Annotated in this window: 17 protein-coding genes; 11 read left to right on the top strand and 6 right to left on the bottom strand. The window is 63.3% G+C overall.

Annotation, left to right across the window (positions count from 1 at the left end):
• Positions 1 to 138 precede the first annotated feature (138 nt).
• From chpT to V1279_RS27230, 6 genes are all read left to right on the top strand, one after another.
• A complete protein-coding gene (gene chpT / locus V1279_RS27255) occupies positions 139 to 786 on the top strand; it encodes a histidine phosphotransferase ChpT (RefSeq protein WP_334442264.1) in 648 nt (215 codons plus the stop codon).
• 193 nt (positions 787 to 979) lie between these two features.
• Positions 980 to 3,736 (top strand): hybrid sensor histidine kinase/response regulator, encoded by a 2,757-nt coding sequence (locus V1279_RS27250; RefSeq protein WP_334442262.1) that lies wholly within the window; start codon positions 980 to 982, stop codon positions 3,734 to 3,736.
• Between the two features lie 55 nt (positions 3,737 to 3,791).
• Positions 3,792 to 4,262 carry a chemotaxis protein CheW gene (locus V1279_RS27245; protein WP_334390203.1) on the top strand — a complete coding sequence of 157 codons (471 nt, stop codon included), beginning with the start codon at positions 3,792 to 3,794 and terminating at the stop codon, positions 4,260 to 4,262.
• Between the two features lie 58 nt (positions 4,263 to 4,320).
• A complete protein-coding gene (locus V1279_RS27240; RefSeq protein ID WP_108517399.1) occupies positions 4,321 to 4,686 on the top strand; it encodes a response regulator in 366 nt (121 codons plus the stop codon).
• Positions 4,687 to 4,768: 82 nt separating this feature from the next.
• Positions 4,769 to 5,938: a protein-glutamate methylesterase/protein-glutamine glutaminase gene (locus tag V1279_RS27235; RefSeq protein ID WP_334442259.1), complete on the top strand. Its 1,170-nt coding sequence runs from the start codon at positions 4,769 to 4,771 to the stop codon at positions 5,936 to 5,938.
• Entirely contained in the window at positions 5,935 to 6,813 is an 879-nt protein-coding gene (locus tag V1279_RS27230; RefSeq protein ID WP_334442257.1) for a CheR family methyltransferase, read from the top strand. The genes V1279_RS27235 and V1279_RS27230 overlap by 4 nt, the downstream gene beginning before the upstream one ends.
• Before the next feature lie 35 nt (positions 6,814 to 6,848).
• On the opposite strand, the gene V1279_RS27225 is transcribed toward V1279_RS27230, so the two are convergent.
• Genes V1279_RS27225 through V1279_RS27215 form a run of 3 tightly spaced genes read right to left on the bottom strand, consistent with a single transcriptional unit; the run spans position 6,849 to position 8,833 of the window.
• On the bottom strand, positions 6,849 to 8,006 hold the full coding sequence (locus V1279_RS27225; RefSeq protein WP_334442255.1) for a glutathionylspermidine synthase family protein: 1,158 nt from the start codon (positions 8,004 to 8,006) through the stop codon (positions 6,849 to 6,851).
• 3 nt (positions 8,007 to 8,009) lie between these two features.
• Positions 8,010 to 8,426: a hypothetical protein gene (locus V1279_RS27220; RefSeq protein ID WP_334442252.1), complete on the bottom strand. Its 417-nt coding sequence runs from the start codon at positions 8,424 to 8,426 to the stop codon at positions 8,010 to 8,012.
• A 2-nt stretch (positions 8,427 to 8,428) separates the two neighbouring features.
• Positions 8,429 to 8,833: a DUF350 domain-containing protein gene (locus tag V1279_RS27215; RefSeq protein WP_334442250.1), complete on the bottom strand. Its 405-nt coding sequence runs from the start codon at positions 8,831 to 8,833 to the stop codon at positions 8,429 to 8,431.
• A 279-nt stretch (positions 8,834 to 9,112) separates the two neighbouring features.
• Here V1279_RS27215 and V1279_RS27210 point away from each other — a divergent pair, with 279 nt between their 5' ends.
• A complete protein-coding gene (locus tag V1279_RS27210) occupies positions 9,113 to 10,267 on the top strand; it encodes a DUF937 domain-containing protein (RefSeq protein WP_334442248.1) in 1,155 nt (384 codons plus the stop codon).
• A gap of 163 nt (positions 10,268 to 10,430) precedes the next feature.
• Here V1279_RS27210 and ctrA read toward each other — a convergent pair whose 3' ends face one another.
• Positions 10,431 to 11,132 carry a response regulator transcription factor CtrA gene (gene ctrA, locus V1279_RS27205; protein WP_015688285.1) on the bottom strand — a complete coding sequence of 234 codons (702 nt, stop codon included), beginning with the start codon at positions 11,130 to 11,132 and terminating at the stop codon, positions 10,431 to 10,433.
• A gap of 368 nt (positions 11,133 to 11,500) precedes the next feature.
• Between ctrA and fliI the strand changes: the two genes are divergently transcribed.
• The 4 genes from fliI to V1279_RS27185 all read left to right on the top strand — a co-directional run bounded on the left by fliI (position 11,501) and on the right by V1279_RS27185 (position 15,022).
• Positions 11,501 to 12,826 carry a flagellar protein export ATPase FliI gene (fliI, locus tag V1279_RS27200; RefSeq protein ID WP_334442243.1) on the top strand — a complete coding sequence of 442 codons (1,326 nt, stop codon included), beginning with the start codon at positions 11,501 to 11,503 and terminating at the stop codon, positions 12,824 to 12,826.
• 108 nt (positions 12,827 to 12,934) lie between these two features.
• Complete coding sequence (gene fliJ / locus V1279_RS27195) at positions 12,935 to 13,351, top strand: flagellar export protein FliJ (protein WP_057842912.1); 417 nt, start codon at positions 12,935 to 12,937, stop codon at positions 13,349 to 13,351.
• A 181-nt stretch (positions 13,352 to 13,532) separates the two neighbouring features.
• The gene (locus V1279_RS27190; protein ID WP_334442241.1) at positions 13,533 to 14,078 is read left to right on the top strand and encodes a sigma-70 family RNA polymerase sigma factor; all 546 of its coding nucleotides are present in this window, start codon (positions 13,533 to 13,535) and stop codon (positions 14,076 to 14,078) included.
• A 17-nt stretch (positions 14,079 to 14,095) separates the two neighbouring features.
• On the top strand, positions 14,096 to 15,022 hold the full coding sequence (locus V1279_RS27185) for an anti-sigma factor (RefSeq protein ID WP_334442238.1): 927 nt from the start codon (positions 14,096 to 14,098) through the stop codon (positions 15,020 to 15,022).
• Between the two features lie 311 nt (positions 15,023 to 15,333).
• On the opposite strand, the gene V1279_RS27180 is transcribed toward V1279_RS27185, so the two are convergent.
• The gene (locus V1279_RS27180) at positions 15,334 to 15,540 is read right to left on the bottom strand and encodes a hypothetical protein (RefSeq protein ID WP_334442235.1); all 207 of its coding nucleotides are present in this window, start codon (positions 15,538 to 15,540) and stop codon (positions 15,334 to 15,336) included.
• A gap of 331 nt (positions 15,541 to 15,871) precedes the next feature.
• The gene (gene flhA, locus V1279_RS27175) at positions 15,872 to 18,106 is read right to left on the bottom strand and encodes a flagellar biosynthesis protein FlhA (protein ID WP_334442234.1); all 2,235 of its coding nucleotides are present in this window, start codon (positions 18,104 to 18,106) and stop codon (positions 15,872 to 15,874) included.
• Positions 18,107 to 18,421 lie beyond the last annotated feature (315 nt).

The following is an 18,421-nucleotide window of genomic DNA, read 5'->3' as shown; positions in this document are numbered from 1 at the left end:
GCTAGGCCTCTCTCTTGCCTTACCATTGCCGCCCCGCGCTGGCAGCACGCGCCTGCGCAGTGTATCAAACCAGAAAGCACGCGTGATTCGTAACTGTCCGCCAGGAACTGAGACTCGGCGGCTTTCCAGGAACCCATGATGTCTGGCACTTCGTCTCCCGGTCCGGCTCCCGATACCCTCGAACTCGCGGCGCTGTTGTGTTCGCGCGTCTGTCACGATCTCATCAGCCCGGTGGGCGCGATCGTCAATGGGCTTGAGGTTCTTGACGACAATCCGAAGCCCGAAGACCGCGATTTCGCGCTCGATCTGATCCGCAAGAGTGCCAAGACCGCTTCCGCACGATTGCAGTTCTGCCGCCTGGCGTTTGGCGCTGCGGGATCGGCGGGCGCGCAGATCGATCTCGGCGATGCGCAGGCCATGGCGCGCGGCCACATCGAGGACGGCAAGATCACCATCACCTGGAATCTGCCGCGGCTGTTGCTGCCGAAGAACCGCGTCAAGCTGCTGTTGAACATGCTGATCATTGCGCAGCAGACGATCCCGCGCGGCGGTACGTTGACGATCGATCCGATCGGTGACGGCGAGACGATGAGTTTTCGCGTAACCTCGGCCGGCCTGAACGCCCGCCTGCCGCAGAACATCGCCGATCTCCTGAGCGCGAATTCGACGGCTTCCGTCGATGCGCACGCGGTGCAGCCTTACTATACGCGGCTGTTGGCGCAGGCCTGCGGGCTGACCGTGACGCTTGCGCCCGACGGGGAAAAGGTGGTCGTTACCGCGGCCTAAAGCGCGCCAATGCGCAAACATGGTTAACCAACAGTTGAAAACAGGCGGCAGAATTCATTTCTGCCGTCTTATCTCTTTGTTGATCCCGTTCTTTTCCATTTGAGCAACCAATATTAAACGCTTTGCATAGAAGCTGGCCATGTTCCGTAAGGCACGTCGATGTCGCGTGCCGGTGCGTACGAAGGCCGGTTTCATGGATGATTTGTTGCGGGAGTTTTTGACCGAAACCAGCGAGAGCCTGGATACGGTCGACAATCAGTTGGTGCGGTTCGAGCAGGACCCGAGCGACGCGAAGATCCTGGATAACATTTTCCGGCTGGTCCACACCATCAAGGGCACTTGCGGCTTCCTGGGGTTGCCGCGGCTGGAAGCGCTGGCCCATGCCGGCGAGACGTTGATGGGCAAATTCCGCGACGGCATGCCGGTCAAGGCCGAAGCCGTGACGCTGATCCTGTCCTCGATCGACCGCATCAAGGAAATCCTCGCGGGCCTCGAGGCCACCGAGACCGAGCCCGAGGGTACCGACGAAGACCTGATCGAGAAGCTGCATGCGATGGCCGAAGGCGGCCACCATGCCGAGGCCGAAGCGCCCGCGGCCGCGCCCGTCCCGGTGGTCGCCGCGCCGCCGGTGCTAACAGCAATGACGGCGGGCACGCTGGTGGACCAGGTGCTGGAACGCCCGTTGCGTCCCGGCGAGGTCTCGCTCGACGACCTCGAACGCGCCTTCCGCGAGACCGCCACCGAAGCCGCCCCCGCGCCCAAACCCGCGCCGGCCCCCGCCGTCAAGCAGGCCGCACCTGCGCCCGCGCCGGAAACCGCCCCCGCGCCGCCGGCCGCCAAGGAAGTAAAGGCCAAGCCGGCGAGGAAGCCGGTCGCCATCGACGCCGACGTCCAGGAAGCCGACAAGATCGCCAACCAGTCGATCCGCGTCAACGTCGACACGCTGGAACACCTGATGACCATGGTCTCCGAGCTGGTGCTGACCCGCAACCAGCTTCTGGAAATCTCCCGCCGCAACGAGGACACCGAGTTCAAGGTGCCGCTGCAGCGGCTCTCCAACGTCACCGCCGAGCTGCAGGAAGGCGTCATGAAGACGCGGATGCAGCCGATCGGCAATGCCTGGCAGAAGCTGCCGCGGATCGTGCGCGACCTAAGCGGCGAACTCGGCAAGCAGATCGAGCTCGAGATGCACGGCGCCGACACCGAGCTCGACCGCCAGGTGCTCGACCTGATCAAGGATCCGTTGACGCACATGGTGCGCAACTCCGCCGACCACGGCCTGGAGACCCCGGCCGAGCGGCTCGCCAGCGGCAAGGGCGAGCAGGGCACGATCCGGCTTTCGGCCTATCACGAGGGCGGCCACATCATCATCTGCATCGCCGACAATGGCCGCGGGCTCAACACCGAGCGGATCAAGGCCAAGGCCGTCTCCAACGGGCTCGTCAGCGAGGCCGAGCTGGAGAAGATGACCGAAGCCCAGATCCACAAGTTCATCTTCGCGCCGGGCTTCTCCACCGCCGCCACCGTCACCTCGGTCTCCGGCCGCGGCGTCGGCATGGACGTGGTGCGCACCAATATCGACCAGATCGGCGGCACCATCGACATCAAGTCGGTGGCGGGTGAGGGCTCAAGCGTCACCATCAAGATCCCGCTGACGCTCGCCATCGTCTCGGCCCTGATCGTGGAAGCCGCCGGCGACCGCTTTGCCATTCCGCAGCTCTCCGTCGTGGAATTGGTGCGGGCGCGCGCCAACTCCGAACACCGCATCGAGCGCATCAAGGACACCGCGGTGCTGCGGCTGCGCAACAAGCTGCTGCCGCTGATGCACCTGAAGAAGCTGCTCAAGATCGACGACGGCTCGTCAAGCGACCCCGAGAACGGCTTCATCGTGGTCACGCAAGTCGGCAGCCAGACCTTCGGCATCGTGGTCGACGGCGTGTTCCACACCGAAGAAATCGTGGTCAAGCCGATGTCGACCAAGCTGCGGCACATCGAGATGTTCTCCGGCAACACCATTTTGGGCGATGGCGCCGTGATCATGATCATCGACCCCAACGGCATTGCGAAAGCGCTCGGCGCCTCCGGCTCCTCGGCCCATGAGATGGCCGACGAGGCGGCGGCGGCACATGGCTTCGGCAGCGAACAGCTGACCTCGCTGCTGGTGTTCCGCGCCGGATCGAGCCAGCCCAAGGCGGTGCCGCTCGGCCTCGTCACCCGGCTGGAGGAGATCGCCACCGACAAGATCGAGCTCTCTAACGGCCGCTACATGGTGCAGTACCGCGAGCAGCTGATGCCGCTGGTGCAGATGAACGGGGTCACCGTGCAGACCTCAGGCTCGCAGCCGATCCTGGTGTTCGCCGACGACGGCCGCTCGATGGGGCTGGTGGTCGACGAGATCATCGACATCGTCGAGGAGCGGCTGCACATCGAGGTCGCCGGCCAGCAGGACGGCATCCTGGGTTCGGCCGTGATCAAGGGCCAGGCGACGGAAGTGATCGACGTCGGCCACTTCCTGCCAATGGCGTTTGCCGACTGGTTCTCGCGCAAGGAGATGCGGGCGTCGTCGACGGCGCAATCGGTGCTGCTGGTCGACGACAGCGCCTTCTTCCGCAACATGCTGGCCCCGGTGCTGAAGGCCGCCGGCTACAAGGTGCGGGTCGCCGTCAACGCGCAGGAGGGGCTGTCCGCGCTGCGCTCGGGCCACACCTTCGACGTGGTGCTGACCGACATCGAGATGCCCGACATGAACGGCTTCGAGTTCGCCGAAGTGATCCGCGCCGACAACAATTTGAGCACGATGCCGATCATCGCGCTGTCCTCGCTGGTGTCGCCGGCGGCGATCGAGCGCGGCCGGCAGGCTGGCTTCCACGATTACGTCGCCAAGTTCGACCGTCCCGGCCTGATCGCGGCGCTGAAGGAACAGACCGCCGAGACCAGGAACGCGGCATGAACGAGTTCAGCCGGACGGCGTAGAGCACGATCATGCTCAAACAAGGTAAGTGCACATGACAACCAAGACCGAGACCATCGAGGGCACCGTGGCCGAATACGTCACCGCCGTGATCGGCGGGCAATTGTTCGGCCTGCCGATCTCGCGGGTGCAGGACGTGTTCATGCCGGAACGGCTGACGCGGGTGCCGTTGTCGTCGGCCGAGATCGCCGGCGTGCTCAATCTGCGCGGCCGCATCGTCACCGTGGTCGACATGCGCGCCCGGTTGGGTTTGCCCAAGAACGACGACGGCAAGCCGCCGATGGCGGTCGGCGTCGATTTGCGCGGCGAGTCCTACGGCCTGCTGATCGACCAGATCGGCGAGGTCTTGAAACTCCACGATAACGGCCGCGAGGAAAACCCCGTCAACCTCGATCCCCGCATGGCCAAGCTCGCCGGCGGCGTGCACCGTCTCGACGGCCAGCTCATGGTCGTCCTCGACGTCGATCGCGTTCTCGAAATCGTGCCGGACCTGATGGCGGCATGAAGACCGAACCTGGAATGGAAACGTCCCTCTTGGGATCTGGTGTAATTGGAGGCCTAAAATGAAAACATGTCTTGTGGTCGACGACTCGAGCGTCATCCGAAAAGTCGCACGCCGCATCCTCGAAGGTCTCGACTTTCAAATCGTCGAAGCCGAGGACGGCCAAAAGGCGCTTGAAGTCTGCAAGCGCGCCATGCCCGAAGCGGTTCTGCTCGACTGGAACATGCCTGTCATGGACGGCTACGAATTCCTCGGCAATCTGCGCCGCATGCCTGGCGGTGACGCGCCCAAGGTGGTGTTCTGCACCACCGAAAACGACGTCGCACACATTGCGCGAGCGCTGCATGCCGGTGCCAACGAGTACATCATGAAGCCGTTCGACAAGGACATCGTTACCGCGAAGTTCCAGGAAGTCGGCCTGCTCTGATCTCGCCTGTGTGATCCCGGCGGCTCAACGGCCTTCGGCGTTGTTTTGTAAGTGTGCCGCTTGAGTCGGGTCGGGTGAAGTAATGAGTGTTGCGTTAACGAAGTCTCCACCGCCAATCTCGACACGGCAAGACAAGCTGCGCGTCATGGTGGTCGACGACTCCGTCGTGATCCGCGGGATGATCTCGCGCTGGATCGGCGCCGAGCCGGACATGGAGGTTTCGGCCTCCTTGCGTACCGGTCTCGACGCCGTCAACCAGATCGAACGCATCAAGCCCGATGTTGCCGTGCTCGATATCGAGATGCCGGAGCTCGACGGCATTTCGGCGCTGCCGCAACTGCTGGCGAAAAAGCGCGACCTCGTCATCATCATGGCGTCGACGCTGACCCGCCGCAATGCGGAGATCAGCTTCAAGGCGCTTTCGCTCGGCGCGTCCGACTACATTCCAAAGCCGGAGAGCACGCGCGAGGCCACCGCGGCCGAGACCTTCCACCACGATCTGATTCAGAAGATTCGTCATCTGGGCGCCAGGGCCCGCCGGCGTGCGCAGCCTGCCGCGAGCCCGTCCATGGCGCCGGCCCCTGAGCGGGCACGCGAAGTATCGGCCCAACCGGCCGCTGCACCGGCTACGCAACTGCAACTGGCGCGCCGGCCCTTCAGCATGCTGGCGCCGCGGGTGCTCCTGATCGGCTCGTCGACCGGCGGCCCGCAGGCTCTGATGGCGCTGGTTGCCGACATCGGCCCGGTGATCGATCGTTTCCCGGTGCTGATCACCCAGCACATGCCGCCGACCTTCACCACAATTCTCGCCGAACATCTGGCGCGCGCGAGCCGCCGGCCGGCGCATGAAGCCGTCGATGGCGAGATCGTCAAGCCCGGCCGGATCTATCTTGCGCCGGGCGGTCGCCACATGCGCGTGGTGCGCCATGGCGCCGAGACCACGATCGCGCTCGATGACGGGCCGCCGGTGAACTTCTGCAAACCCGCGGTGGACCCGCTGTTCAACTCCGCCATCGACGTCTGGCAGGGCGGCATCATGTCGGTGATTCTGACCGGCATGGGCTCCGACGGCATGCGCGGCGGCAAGGACATCGTCGCCGCCGGCGGCAGCGTGATTGCCCAGGACGAAGCGACCAGCGTGGTGTGGGGCATGCCCGGCGCGGCCGCCAATGCAGGTATTTGCGCGGCGGTTCTGCCGCTCAATCAGATCGCGCCAAAACTGGTTCGGTTGTTTTCGGGAGATCGTTCGTGACGCCTTCAGACTATGAGTATCTGCGTAAACTTCTGAAAGAGCGCTCCGGGCTCGATCTTTCCGCCGACAAGCAATATCTGGTCGAAAGCCGGTTGTTGCCACTGGCGCGCAAGTCCAGCCTGCCGGGCATTTCCGAACTCGTCGAGAAGATGAAGGGCGGAGCTGTCGCGCTGACGGCGGAGGTGGTCGAAGCGATGACCACCAACGAGACCTTCTTCTTTCGCGACAAGATTCCGTTCGATCATTTGCGGGAGACGGTCATCCCGGCATTGGTGCAGGCGCGTGCGGCCCGCCGCGCTTTACGCATCTGGTGCGCGGCTTCCTCCACCGGGCAGGAGCCGTATTCGATCGCGATGTGCCTGAAGGAAGCCGGACACTTGCTGTCGGGCTGGCGCACCGAGATCGTCGCGACCGACCTGTCGCAGGCGGTGCTGGAGAAATCGAAGGCCGGAATCTTCAGCCAGTTCGAGGTGCAGCGCGGACTGCCGATCGGGTTGCTGGTGAAGTATTTCACCCAGAACGGCGAGCTCTGGCAGATCAATGCCGAGATCCGCAGCATGGTGCAGCATCGTCAGCTCAACCTGCTGCAGGATTTCTCCCATCTCGGCGTGTTCGACATCATCTTCTGCCGCAACGTGCTGATCTATTTCGATCAGAATACCAAGACCAACATCTTCGAGCGGCTTTCCCGAATGCTGGAGCCCGATGGCGTCCTGGCGCTGGGCGCGGCCGAATCCGTGGTCGGCATCACCAACACCTTCAAGCCCTATCCGGAGCGGCGCGGACTTTATCGTACGAATATCGCGCCGGTGATCCGGGTGGGGGCGTCGCCCCTGGTGCCGCAAACCCTGCGGGCCGTCGCCGCGGCGCGCTGAGCCTGGTCTTCGCCTCGTCCGCTTGCCATGTCACGCTACAATATCGCGTGCGGCAGGAAGCGTGACGTGTTGCCGGTGATCGGGTTCTCGTCCTCGCGGATCGACAGGCCGCATGGCGTGTGATCGACCAGCCAGCTTCCAAGCACCGGGTATTGGTCGGAAAAGCTCGGCAGCGGCGCGAAACCCTGCCGGATGAATCCTTCCGCCCCGTACGGGCCTTGCTGTTCCATCAGCGTGGCGCCGGCGCTGACGAGCGCGACATTGGCGCCTTCGCGCGAATAAAGCGGCTTGCGCACGAACGAGGAGCCAAGCATTGCCGCCTTCGGATCGTCCTCGAAATAAGCCGGCAGCAAATTGGGGTGCTTCGGAAACATCTCCCATAGCAGCGGTAGAATGCCCTTGTTGGAAAGGATCGCTTTCCAGGGTGGCTCGATCCAGCGTGTCGGCGCGCTCGACAGCTTCGCGCCGAATGCGTCGTGGAACATCCATTCCCAGGGATAGAGTTTGAAGGCGAGCTCAATTCCGCGATCGTCGAGATCGACGAAGCGGCCATCACCGCCGAGTCCGACGTCCTTGATGTCCATCAGCGTGGTCTTCAATCCAGCCTGGCTCGCGGTGTCCTGCAGATAGGCCAGCGTGCCGGCATCCTCGGCATTATCGGTGATCCCCGCGAGATGCAGATGCTTCGCGCCGCCGTGTTTCTTCCAGGCGTCGATCAGGCGCTCATGGATTGAATTGAACTGGTCGGCGCGCTTCGGAATGATGTTGCGCTCCATCGCCTGTTCAAGCCAGGTCCACTGAAAAACCGCCGCTTCGAAAATCGAGGTCGGGGTGTCGGCGTTGTACTCCAGCAGTTTCGCCGGGCTCCGGCCGTCGTAGCTCAGGTCCAGCCGGCCGTAGAGGCTGGCATCACGGCGGCGCCAGCTCTCGGACAGCAGCGGCCAGAAGGCTTCGGGTATTTTCAACCGGCGCAGATATTTTTCGTCGTTGATCGCGCGGCCGACCAGTTCCAGGCACATCGCATCGATCTCGCCGGTGGGCGCCTCGATCCGCCGTTCGATCTCGTCCAGCGTGAACGCGTAATAGGCCCGTTCGTCCCAATAGCGCTCGCCGTTGATGGTGTGAAAATCAAATCCGAAGTTTGCGGCCGTGGTGCGCCAGTCATCGCGTTCGGGGCAATCGATGCGCTGCATGGATTACCCGCCGGAAAAGCCAACCGCATGCGCAAACGAGCCGAAGCCGCCGCGCTGCGCGCTGTGCGAACTGGTGTCGTGCGTGCTGGAGGAGGATGAGTGGTCCGACGAGGAGCTGCCGCTGTAGTAACTGCTGCGCGAAGACGATCCGCCGCCCGAGCCGCCATGGCTGGACGAAGAACTGCGCGATGAGCATTCGGTGCTGCTTTGCGTCGGCGATGCCGCGGAGGCATTCGGCGGCCGCTCGCAATTCTGGCTCGGCATCAGCGTGTAGGCGGCGCTGCCGACGGCAAACGTGCCCATCAGCAGGAGCGCAACGTGACTCGATCGCTTGGCCGGCGGCGGCGGAACGGGGCGCGGTGCCGCCGGCACCGAGACCTGATTGCGCTTGCCAAATTCCTGGTCTGATTTGTTGGCCATGGTCAGTAGATCATGCAGGCAGCGTTGATCGCACCGGCGGCCAGCGAGGACAGCCCGAGCCAGATCGCGGCGGCGAGTTCACCGGAAGCGATCCTCTTCGAAAGGTTCGGTACCGGCACCCGGACGAGGAAATAAACGATGATCTGCACGATCAGCGCGATCGCGGCCCAGATCAGGCAATCCCAGACATTGGCGGAATGGGCGATGGCGCTAACCAGCGGCAGCACGAAGCCGAGCAGGCTCAGGCCCAGCGCGATCGCCGCTGCCGGCTCGTTGGCGCGGATCAGGTCGAACTCGTTATGCGCGGTGACGCGGGTATAGACGAAGAGGTAGGCAACGACGGCAATGATCGCCATGCAGAAATACACCAGGAACGCCGGAAGCCCGGCGAGGGATTGCAAAATCATTGAATTCGCCCCGACTCGTGCGTTCGATAAGGTTCGCACGATCTGTCAGTCGGCGCATAGGAGCAGGCGGTTCAATCCCAATAAAAACTCTGCCTGGAGCCCGGGTTCTGATTGAATCAGAACCGGGCTCCAGATGCTTGTTTTGACGCGCAGGTTCTTGTGGAACTTCGATCGATCCGGAGAGGTTGTAATATAAGGTGATTAAACTTTGGGGAGCAATCCGGAGTGGGCGGGGATTAACTTGAGCAGGTAATTGCACCCTTGCTCGGGAGGATCGCCATGGTCACGAATTTGGTCTCTGTAGTAACGCAATTCCTCACACCGGACATGATCGCGAAGATCGCTTCTGCTCTGGGTCTTGATCGCAATGTCGCGCAAAAAGCCATAGCGGGTGCAATTCCCGCCCTTCTTGCAAGTCTCGCTGACGTTGCCTCCACTCCCAATGGGGCACGCCAGCTCACGAATACGCTGACACAGCAATCCGGGTCGCTCGATAGCCTCAAGGATCTCACCGGCGATCGCGATCTGAACTCGCTCGCGGAAACCGGGTCGAACATGCTTTCCGGCCTGTTCGGTGGCGGAACCCTGGATGCGATGGCGCAGACCATCGGCAAGTTCGCAGGGATCGGCGAGGGTACGACCAAGTCGATGCTCGGCATGCTTGGCCCGGTGGTCCTTGGCGCTCTGGGTCAGCAGCAACGCAGCGCTGGTCTCGACGCAAGCGGGCTGGCGTCCCTCCTCACTTCACAGAAGGATCAGATCGCCGCGGCAATGCCATCCGGTCTTGCCGGCCAGTTGAGTGCCGCCGGTCTTATCGATGGCGCGACTGAAAGCTTGCGCAGCGGTGCGGCGGCGGCCAGTACGGCCGGCAGCCGAATTGCAGAGGCTTCGGAGCGGACCATTTCCGGGGCCGGTCAGGCGGCCTCCGCGGCGGCCCGCAGGACCGCGGTACCACAATGGCCGTATTGGCTGGTCGCCGCGGTGGTATTGGGTGGTCTGATCTGGTTCGCCCTTGGTCGTCCAGGGGAGGACACAGTCGCTCAGGTGTCGCCTCCCTTCACGAAGCAGACCGAGACCGGAACCGTGGGCAAGGCCCCGACGGATTTAACGGTCGGAGGGATGAATCTTGCGAACCAGGTCAACTCGTCGGTTGGGTCCATCAGGATCGTGCTTTCCGGCATCACCGATGCCGCATCGGCCCAGGCCGCCCTGCCCAAACTAAAGGAAGCGACAGATCAGTTGAATGAGGTCGGCTCGCGCGCGGCGCAGCTCTCTCCTGAAGGAAAGAGCACCCTCGTAAAGCTGGTTGTTGTCGCGACCCCCATGATCAACCAGATGTGTGACAAGGTGCTGGCGACGCCCGGCGCTGGCGATGTTGCGAAGCCGGCGATTGACGAGCTTCAAGGCAAGCTCGACGCGCTCGCGCGGTCCTGAGTTTCGGAACGGCGTGCCGTCCGGCCTGCGCCGGACGGCTGGGCAACGCACCGATGGCCGATGGCGCAATTGACGGGAGCCATCTGCCCCAAACAAAAACCCCGCCATTTTTGGCGGGGTCCAGTCGGGCGGAGTGAGCCTTGCAGCTTGCCGTAAACCCTGGTCAGGCGGGGATGCGCTCTTCCTGCTCGTGCGGCTCGCGCAGCACGTAGCCGCGGCCCCAGACGGTTTCGATGAAGTTGCGGCCCTCGGAGGCGTTCGCCAGCTTCTTGCGCAGCTTGCAGATGAAGACGTCGATGATCTTCAGCTCGGGCTCGTCCATGCCGCCATAGAGATGGTTGAGGAACATTTCCTTGGTCAGGGTGGTTCCCTTGCGGAGCGAGAGCAGCTCCAGCATCTGGTATTCCTTGCCCGTCAGATGCACCCGCTGGCCGCCGACTTCGACCGTCTTGGTGTCGAGATTGACGACGAGATCGCCGGTCTGGATGACCGACTGGGCGTGACCCTTGGAACGGCGCACGATGGCGTGGATGCGGGCGACCAGTTCGTCCTTGTGGAAGGGCTTGGTCATGTAGTCGTCGGCGCCGACGCCGAGGCCCTTGACCTTATCCTCGATGCCGGCGAGGCCGGAGAGGATCAGAATGGGGGTCTTGATCTTCGAAACCCGGAGCTGCTTGAGCACGTCGTAGCCGGACATGTCGGGCAGGTTGAGGTCGAGAAGGATAATGTCGTAATCGTAGAGCTTACCGAGATCGACGCCTTCCTCTCCGAGATCCGTCGTATAGACGTTGAAACTCTCGGATTTGAGCATCAGCTCGATCGACTGCGCGACAGCGCTGTCATCTTCAATCAGCAAAACGCGCATGCCAGTCCCCTTTAGTCCGCCGCTCCGGGCGTCAGGTCGGCCGCACTTGCGGCACTCAAAACGCCTTTGAACAACTGATTCGGATCCTGACTGCACATGGTTAACAAAATCTGATTCCGGTTCGCAAGGTCTTTCAGTGCAATTTTTATCGAATCGCCCTAAGATGTTGCGTGGAAGCAGCTTTTCCCTACCGTGCGTGCTCAAGCTCCAGATTAAGAGGCGGGCCTAACCGACTCCCGCGTTTCGCCCTTCTTCTGACGGGCGAGCGCTCTCTCAGTCACCAAAGACAGTGACGTAATGATTAACGATGCGGGTAAACACGAGGTTAAGCGTCGCCGGCTAAAGCGCGGAAACTTAAGGTTTTCGCAATGAAGGCGCTCGCGGAGCAGATCGGCGATATCGACGGCGTCAATATATATGGCCGCGTTGTGGGCGTGCGCGGGCTGATGGTCGAGATCGCGGGGCCCATCCATGCGATGTCGGTCGGCGCGAGGATCGTGATCGAGACCGGCGGGAATCGATTCATCCCGGCTGAAGTCATCGGTTTTTCCGGCAGCAATGCTGTCGTGATGCCATTCGGCGGGCTCGAGGGTGTCCGGCGCGGCTGCCGCGCGGTGATCGCAATCGCCGCCAGTCAGGTGCGGCCGTCACCGGCCTGGCTCGGCCGCGTGATCAACGCGATGGGCGAACCGATCGACGGCAAGGGACCGCTCGTGCAGGGCCCGTCGCCGATGTCCTTCCGAAATTCGCCGCCGCCGGCGCATTCGCGCCAGCGCGTTGGCGCCCCGCTCGATCTCGGGGTGCGTGCGCTCAACACCTTCCTGACCTGCTGCCGCGGCCAGCGGCTCGGCATCTTCGCCGGTTCCGGCGTCGGCAAATCGGTGCTGCTGTCGATGCTGGCGCGCAACGTCGATGCCGACATTACCGTCATCGGCCTGATCGGCGAACGCGGCCGCGAGGTGCAGGAATTTCTGCAGGAAGATCTCGGCGACGAGGGTCTTGCGCGCTCGGTCGTGGTGGTGGCGACATCGGATGAGCCCGCCTTGATGCGGCGGCAGGCGGCCTATCTGACGCTGGCGATTGCGGAGTATTTCCGCGACGAGGACAAGGACGTGCTGTGCCTGATGGATTCGGTCACGCGCTTTGCGATGGCGCAGCGCGAGATCGGGCTGTCGGCCGGCGAGCCGCCGACGGCCAAGGGCTATACGCCGACCGTGTTCACCGAATTGCCGAAACTTCTGGAGCGGGCAGGGCCGGGCACCGGCGTCGGCACCATCACCGGCATTTTCACGGTGCTGGTCGACGGTGACGACCATAACGAGCCGATCGCGGACGCGGTCCGCGGCATTCTGGACGGCCACGTCGTGATGCAACGCTCGATTGCGGAGCGCGGAAGGTTTCCCGCCATCAATATCCTCAAATCGGTCTCCCGCACCATGCCGAGATCGGCCAATCCCGACTATTTGCCTGTGATCATGCGGGGCCGCCAGGTGATGGCGACCTATGCCGACATGGAGGAATTGATCCGGCTCGGCGCCTACCGGGCGGGTTCAAGCCCCGAAGTCGACGAGGCGATTCGGCTGCACGAGCCGCTGGAGGCCTTCCTGCGCCAGGCCAAGGACGAAAAATCGAGCCTGGATGACGGCTATCGCCAATTGGCGCAAATCCTCACCAATTTGGAAACGGAACGCTAACTTTGTCAGGCCATCATCCCCGTCACATGATTAATGACGCCGGCGGGGCCCCCCGGGGAGCCGGCTCCGTCCCGCGTTCAGATTGGGACTTCTGGGGAGTATGAGTCGATGAAGTCACGAGAAACGCTGATTCGCCTGAAGAAATTTCAGGTCGACGAGAAGCGCCGAAGGGTTACCCAGATCGAAGGCATGATCGCCGACTTCCAGCGCATGTCGGTCGATCTCGAGCGCGAAATCCAGACCGAGCAGGAGCGGGCTGGGATCAACGACCCCTCCCATTTCGCCTACCCGACCTACGCCAAGGCCGCGATCCAGCGTCGGGAAAACCTGACCCGTTCCGCCGACGAGCTGCGCATCCAACTCGAGGACGCCAAGAGCCTGCTGAGCGAAGCGTTCGAGGAGCTGAAGAAGGTCGAGCTGCTCGACGAGCGCGACCAGGCGCGCGAGCGCGCCGAGGAGAGCGCCCGGGAGCAGGCCGACATGGACAGTATCGGCCTGATGCGCGCCCGGCTTGGCGTCGCCTGACGCCTCTCACACTCATCGGTTGCACGAAGCGAAACCCCGGGCTGCAAGGCCCGGGCTTTTTCTTTTGCAGATACCCCGAAACCGGCGACTTGGTGGCCCCTTCGGCGCAGGGTATGCTACGAAACTTCTCGATTGCTCCGGCGTAAGACGCGATGGAGGATCGCGATTTGGGGGACGCTGAATGCTGACGCCAGCGGAGCTGGTATGGCTGATTGCCGCGGTGGCGAAGGGGGATGAGGCTGCTTTTGAGCGCCTTTACGCCGCCACGCGCGCGAAACTCTTCGGCGTCGTGCTCCGTATCTTGCGGCGTCAGGACCTCGCGGAGGAGGTCATTCAGGAGGCCTACGTCAAGGTCTGGAACAGCGCCGGACAGTTCAACCCGGCGCTCGCTTCGCCGATTACATGGATGGTGTCGATCGCGCGCAACCGGGCGATCGACGTGGTGCGCAAGAAGAGCGAGAGCTCGATCGAGGAGGAGCCGACCGCGATGGAAGTCGCGGCCGATTCACCCGATCCGCTGGCGCGGCGCGAGATGACGGAAGAGTTGAAGCGGTTGCTGGAATGCGTCGGCCGTCTCGAGCCGGATCGGCAGAAGCTGGTGCTGCTGGCCTATTACAACGGCTGGAGCCGGGAGCAGCTTGCCGCCAAGTTCGAGACACCGGTGAATACGGTGAAGACGTGGCTGCGCCGCAGCATGATGGAAATAAGGGAGTGTCTCGGGCTGTGAGGTCCGGATCTTGAACGATGGCCCATAGTGAAGACCATATCGCGCTCGCCGCGGAATATGCGCTCGGCACCCTCGATGCCGACGAGCGCGCGCAGGTCGAGACCATGATGGCCGTCGATACCGAATTCACCGCGATCGTCCACGCCTGGGAATACCGGCTCGGCGTGCTGAACCAGATGGTCGGCTCCGTCGAGCCGCGGCCGATCGTGTGGGAAAACATCAAGGCCGCGATCGGACATTCCACCGGGCAGCAGGCGGCGCTGGTGCTGCCCGAGGCGCCGCCGCCTTCGGAGCCTGCATCACCACCGGCCGAGCAGCCCGTGGTTGCCGAGACGCCTCCTGTCGCTGAAGCGCCGCCGGTCGCCGTGGCGCCTTCCGTCGCCGTGGACAGTTCGAACGTCATCCAGTTGACGGGCCGGGTTCGGCGCTTGCGCAGTGTGGCGTCGATAGCCACCGCGCTTGCCGCAGCCCTGGTCGCGATGCTGGCGGTGCAGGTCTATCAGCCCGAACTGCTGCCGGAAGCGTTGCGGCCGAAACCGCGCGTCCAGACGGTCGAGGTCAAGACGCCGGCGCCATCGCCCGTGCCTTCGGCGCAATATGTTGCGCTGCTGCAGCGTGACGCCGGCTCGCCCGCTTTCATCCTGACGGTCGACGCCGCGACCAGGAACTTCACCGTCCGCAAGGTCGGCGCCGATGCCGAGCCCGGCAAGAGCTTTGAGCTCTGGCTGATCTCCGACCGCCTGTCGCAGCCGCGTTCGCTCGGCGTGATCGGCGGCAGCGATTTCACCGCGCGTCCGCTGCTCGCCGACTACGATGCCGGCACGATCAATGCCGCGACCTATGCGGTAACCGTCGAGCAGGCCGGCGGATCGCCGACCGGCCAGCCGACCTCGGCCCCGATCTATACCGGCAAGCTGATCGAGACGGTGCCGGCTACTCGCTAGTCGCCGAATTATCCGCTCATGGTGAGGAGGCGCGAAAGCCCGTAGCCCGGGTGAAGCGAAGCGAAACCCGGGACCGCCGCCAAATGTCGCAAGAATCCCGGATTACGCTTCGCTCCATCCGGGCTACGAACTCCTCAGGATGAAGTCAGTGGGGTGGTGGCGAACTCCGCAACAGTCCCGACCAAACCAAAAAGAAAACGCCCGTGGGGAGCGGGCGTTTTCGTAGTCAACTTGGGGGTAGTTGGGGTCTTAATTATCCACGTGGCGACTTTGGGGGCTGTAAAGGCCACGTGAATTCCGTGAATTCTCCTTTAGCGTACGACAGAGTTGCCTGAGCTGGTAATCACAACCGGCTTACCGGCCTTCATCACGCGCGTGCCCGCGGTCTGGGTCAGACCTTCATCCGAGGTGTCGCGCGCGGAGATGCTGAAACCGGCGACCAAGACACCCGCAACCAAAGCCACGACCACGATCTTGAGATGGGTCGTGCGATCTGCGCTGTAGATCGAGTGGTTCATGGAAGTCTCCTGCCCGCCTTCCGTCCTGCAAATTTGTCGATGCCATTCGCAGGGCGGTTCAACGTCTCGCACGAGGGAACGTAGGAATCCCGACAATCGTTCCCAATAGGCGATCACAAGGCGGTGAAAACACTTGAACGGCCGCGACCAAAGGACCGCGACCTGAGGCGTAAAATCGAAAATCTATTATATATTACAATAGCTTATAGCATAAATTGCGACGCGTGCGGCGAATGCCTGCCGATCGATGCGATGTTAACAAATTATTTGCATGTGACGAAAATGCTTCGCCTTTTTCGCCGCTGATTTGCGCCGCGCCCTCGCATTCCGACTACACGCTTCCCACTGTCTTCAGCCGCGCGCGCGGGTGGATTTCAGCCTGCGACAGCACGGTGGTCTGCGAGCGGAAGCGCTCGACCAGCGAGCGCACGAACGGGCGAATTGCCGCCGAGGTGACCAGCACCGGCGCTTCGCCTTCGCGGGCGGCTTGCTCGAAGGCGTTGCGGACCGTGGTCATGAACTCCGACAGTTTTGAGGGCTGCATGGCGAGGCTGCGGTCTTCGCCGGTGCCCACGATCGATTCGGCAAACGCCTGCTCCCAGCGCGCCGACAGCGCGATCAGCGGCAGGTAGCCGTTGTAGGTGGTGTTCTGTGCGCAGATCTGCCGCGCCAGCCGGGCGCGGACGTGCTCGACCATGGTGGCGGGGTTGCGCGAGAAGGCGAGTGCGTCGGCGATGCCTTCGAGAATGGTGGAGAGATCGCGGATCGAGATCCGCTCGGCCAGCAGCAATTGCAGCACGCGCTGGATGCCAGAGACCGTGACCTGGCTCGGCACGATGTCCTTGACCAGCTCGCCCTGTTCCTTCGGCAGGTCCTTCAAAAGCTTCTGCACCTCGCCATAGGACAGCAGGTCGCTCATGTTGTTCTTGAGCAGCTCGGTCAGATGCGTCGACAGCACGGTGGCGGCGTCCACCACCGTATAGCCCTTCAGCGACGCCTCTTCCTTCAGCGCGGCGTCGACCCAGGTAGCAGGAAGACCAAACGTCGGCTCGATGGTATGGATGCCGGGCACGCCGACCTGGTTGCCGGCGGGGTCCATGACCATGAACTGGTTCGGCCAGATCTTGCCGGTGCCGGCGTCCACTTCCTTGATCTTGATGACGTAGGTGTTGGCCTCGAGCTGCACATTGTCGAGGATTCGCACCGCCGGCATCACAAAGCCCATTTCGATCGCAAGCGACCGGCGCAGCGCCTTGATCTGTTCGGTCAGGCGGTCGGTGCCGTCGGGGCCGTTGACCAGCGGCAGCAGCGCATAGCCGAGTTCGATCTTGAGGTCGTCGATCTTGAGCGCGGTGGCGATCGGCTCTTCGGCCGCGGCGTGGGCGGCTGCGGCTGCGAGTTCGGGCGCGGCGGCGGCGGCCGCTTCCTCAGCCCTGGCGGCGCCGTTGCGGTTCCGAGCCTTCCAGGCCAGCGCCGCGGCGCCGCCGCCGAGCGCCAGGAACGGGAGCATCGGAATGCCCGGCAACAGCGCCAGCACCAGCATCACGCCGGCCGACATGCCGAGCGCCTGCGGGTAGCCCGAGAGCTGCTTCATCATCGCCTTGTCGGCCGAACCGGTGATGCCGGCCTTCGAGACCAGCAAGCCCGCCGCGGTCGAGACGATCAGCGCCGGCACCTGCGTCACCAGGCCGTCGCCGACGGTGAGCACGGTGTAGGTGCGGGCGGCGTCGCCAAAGCTCATGCCCTGCTGGGCGACGCCGATGATGATGCCGCCGATGACGTTGATGAAGACGATCAAAAGCCCCGCGATGGCGTCGCCGCGGACGAATTTCGAGGCGCCGTCCATGGCGCCGAAGAAGCCGCTTTCGTCCTCCAGCGTCTTGCGGCGTGCCTTGGCGGTCGCCTCGTCGATCAGGCCGGCGGAGAGATCGGCGTCGATCGCCATCTGCTTGCCGGGCATCGAGTCCAATTGAAAGCGCGCCGCGACTTCGGCGATGCGGCCCGAACCCTTGGTGATGACGACGAAGTTCACGATCACCAGGATCGCGAACACGATAATTCCGATGACGAAATTGCCGCTCATCACGAAATTGCCGAAGGCTTCGATGACGTGGCCGGCCGCCGCCGTGCCCTCATGGCCATGCGACAGGATCAGCCGGGTGGAGGCCATGTTCAGCGACAGCCGCAGCATGGTCGAGATCAGCAGCACGGTCGGAAACGCCGAGAATTCCAGCGGCGTCTGGATGAACAGGGACGTCATCAGGATCAGGATCGACACCGTGATCGAGATCGCCAGGAACAGGTCGAGCACCACCGCGGGCAGCGGCAGGATCAGCACCACCAGGATGGTGAGGACGCCGAACGCCAGCGCCAGATCGCCGCGCTTTATGATATCTCCGATTTCGCCGAGGCTCGGAAACTTGCCGCTGGCGCCTGCGCCGCCCTGACCCGCCGTGACATCGACCATGGTAGCCGCTTCCCCCCGCGTATGGCGCCGGGCGCCAAACGTCTGCGCGGCGGCCGGAGTGCCACCGTTTCGAAAGTGAGGTACCGCACTGGCGTCCACGGGGTTCCTCCCGTTCTACGCGGCCGACGACACTCGACTTCACCCGGCAATTCTTGCCGGGTGTATGGTTAGCAAAGGGTTAACGGGGGGGGGTGCGCCGGTTATTCCGGGCGCCAGCGCCTGCCGTATGCCTCGTTGGCAGACGGGAGAGAGCACACTCCGCGGCGCGTTTCGCCCAAAGAGGGCGCAGGGAATGCCGGGTGCTTGCTGCACCCGCGGTCTCATGTGCAAGAGATGGAGTGAGATGCGCACACGAGCCATACAGGTACAGCCGGAGCACTCCGGCACTCCCTGCGCGTTTGGCAGCGTCGGTGC

The organism is Bradyrhizobium sp. AZCC 1610 (assembly GCF_036924515.1).
Taxonomy (GTDB): Bacteria; Pseudomonadota; Alphaproteobacteria; order Rhizobiales; family Xanthobacteraceae; genus Bradyrhizobium.
This window is presented reverse-complemented; position numbering and strand designations above follow the sequence as displayed.

Bases quoted from the DNA above. Each gene is read 5' to 3' on its own strand.
- chpT (WP_334442264.1), top strand. From the start codon at position 139: ATGTCTGGCACTTCGTCTCCCGGTCCGGCTCCCGATACCCTCGAACTC.
- V1279_RS27250 (WP_334442262.1), top strand. From the start codon at position 980: ATGGATGATTTGTTGCGGGAGTTTTTGACCGAAACCAGCGAGAGCCTG.
- V1279_RS27245 (WP_334390203.1), top strand. From the start codon at position 3,792: ATGACAACCAAGACCGAGACCATCGAGGGCACCGTGGCCGAATACGTC.
- V1279_RS27240 (WP_108517399.1), top strand. From the start codon at position 4,321: ATGAAAACATGTCTTGTGGTCGACGACTCGAGCGTCATCCGAAAAGTC.
- V1279_RS27235 (WP_334442259.1), top strand. From the start codon at position 4,769: ATGAGTGTTGCGTTAACGAAGTCTCCACCGCCAATCTCGACACGGCAA.
- V1279_RS27225 (WP_334442255.1), bottom strand. From the start codon at position 8,006: ATGCAGCGCATCGATTGCCCCGAACGCGATGACTGGCGCACCACGGCC.
- V1279_RS27220 (WP_334442252.1), bottom strand. From the start codon at position 8,426: ATGGCCAACAAATCAGACCAGGAATTTGGCAAGCGCAATCAGGTCTCG.
- V1279_RS27215 (WP_334442250.1), bottom strand. From the start codon at position 8,833: ATGATTTTGCAATCCCTCGCCGGGCTTCCGGCGTTCCTGGTGTATTTC.
- V1279_RS27210 (WP_334442248.1), top strand. From the start codon at position 9,113: ATGGTCACGAATTTGGTCTCTGTAGTAACGCAATTCCTCACACCGGAC.
- ctrA (WP_015688285.1), bottom strand. From the start codon at position 11,132: ATGCGCGTTTTGCTGATTGAAGATGACAGCGCTGTCGCGCAGTCGATC.
- fliI (WP_334442243.1), top strand. From the start codon at position 11,501: ATGAAGGCGCTCGCGGAGCAGATCGGCGATATCGACGGCGTCAATATA.
- fliJ (WP_057842912.1), top strand. From the start codon at position 12,935: ATGAAGTCACGAGAAACGCTGATTCGCCTGAAGAAATTTCAGGTCGAC.
- V1279_RS27190 (WP_334442241.1), top strand. From the start codon at position 13,533: ATGCTGACGCCAGCGGAGCTGGTATGGCTGATTGCCGCGGTGGCGAAG.
- V1279_RS27185 (WP_334442238.1), top strand. From the start codon at position 14,096: ATGGCCCATAGTGAAGACCATATCGCGCTCGCCGCGGAATATGCGCTC.
- V1279_RS27180 (WP_334442235.1), bottom strand. From the start codon at position 15,540: ATGAACCACTCGATCTACAGCGCAGATCGCACGACCCATCTCAAGATC.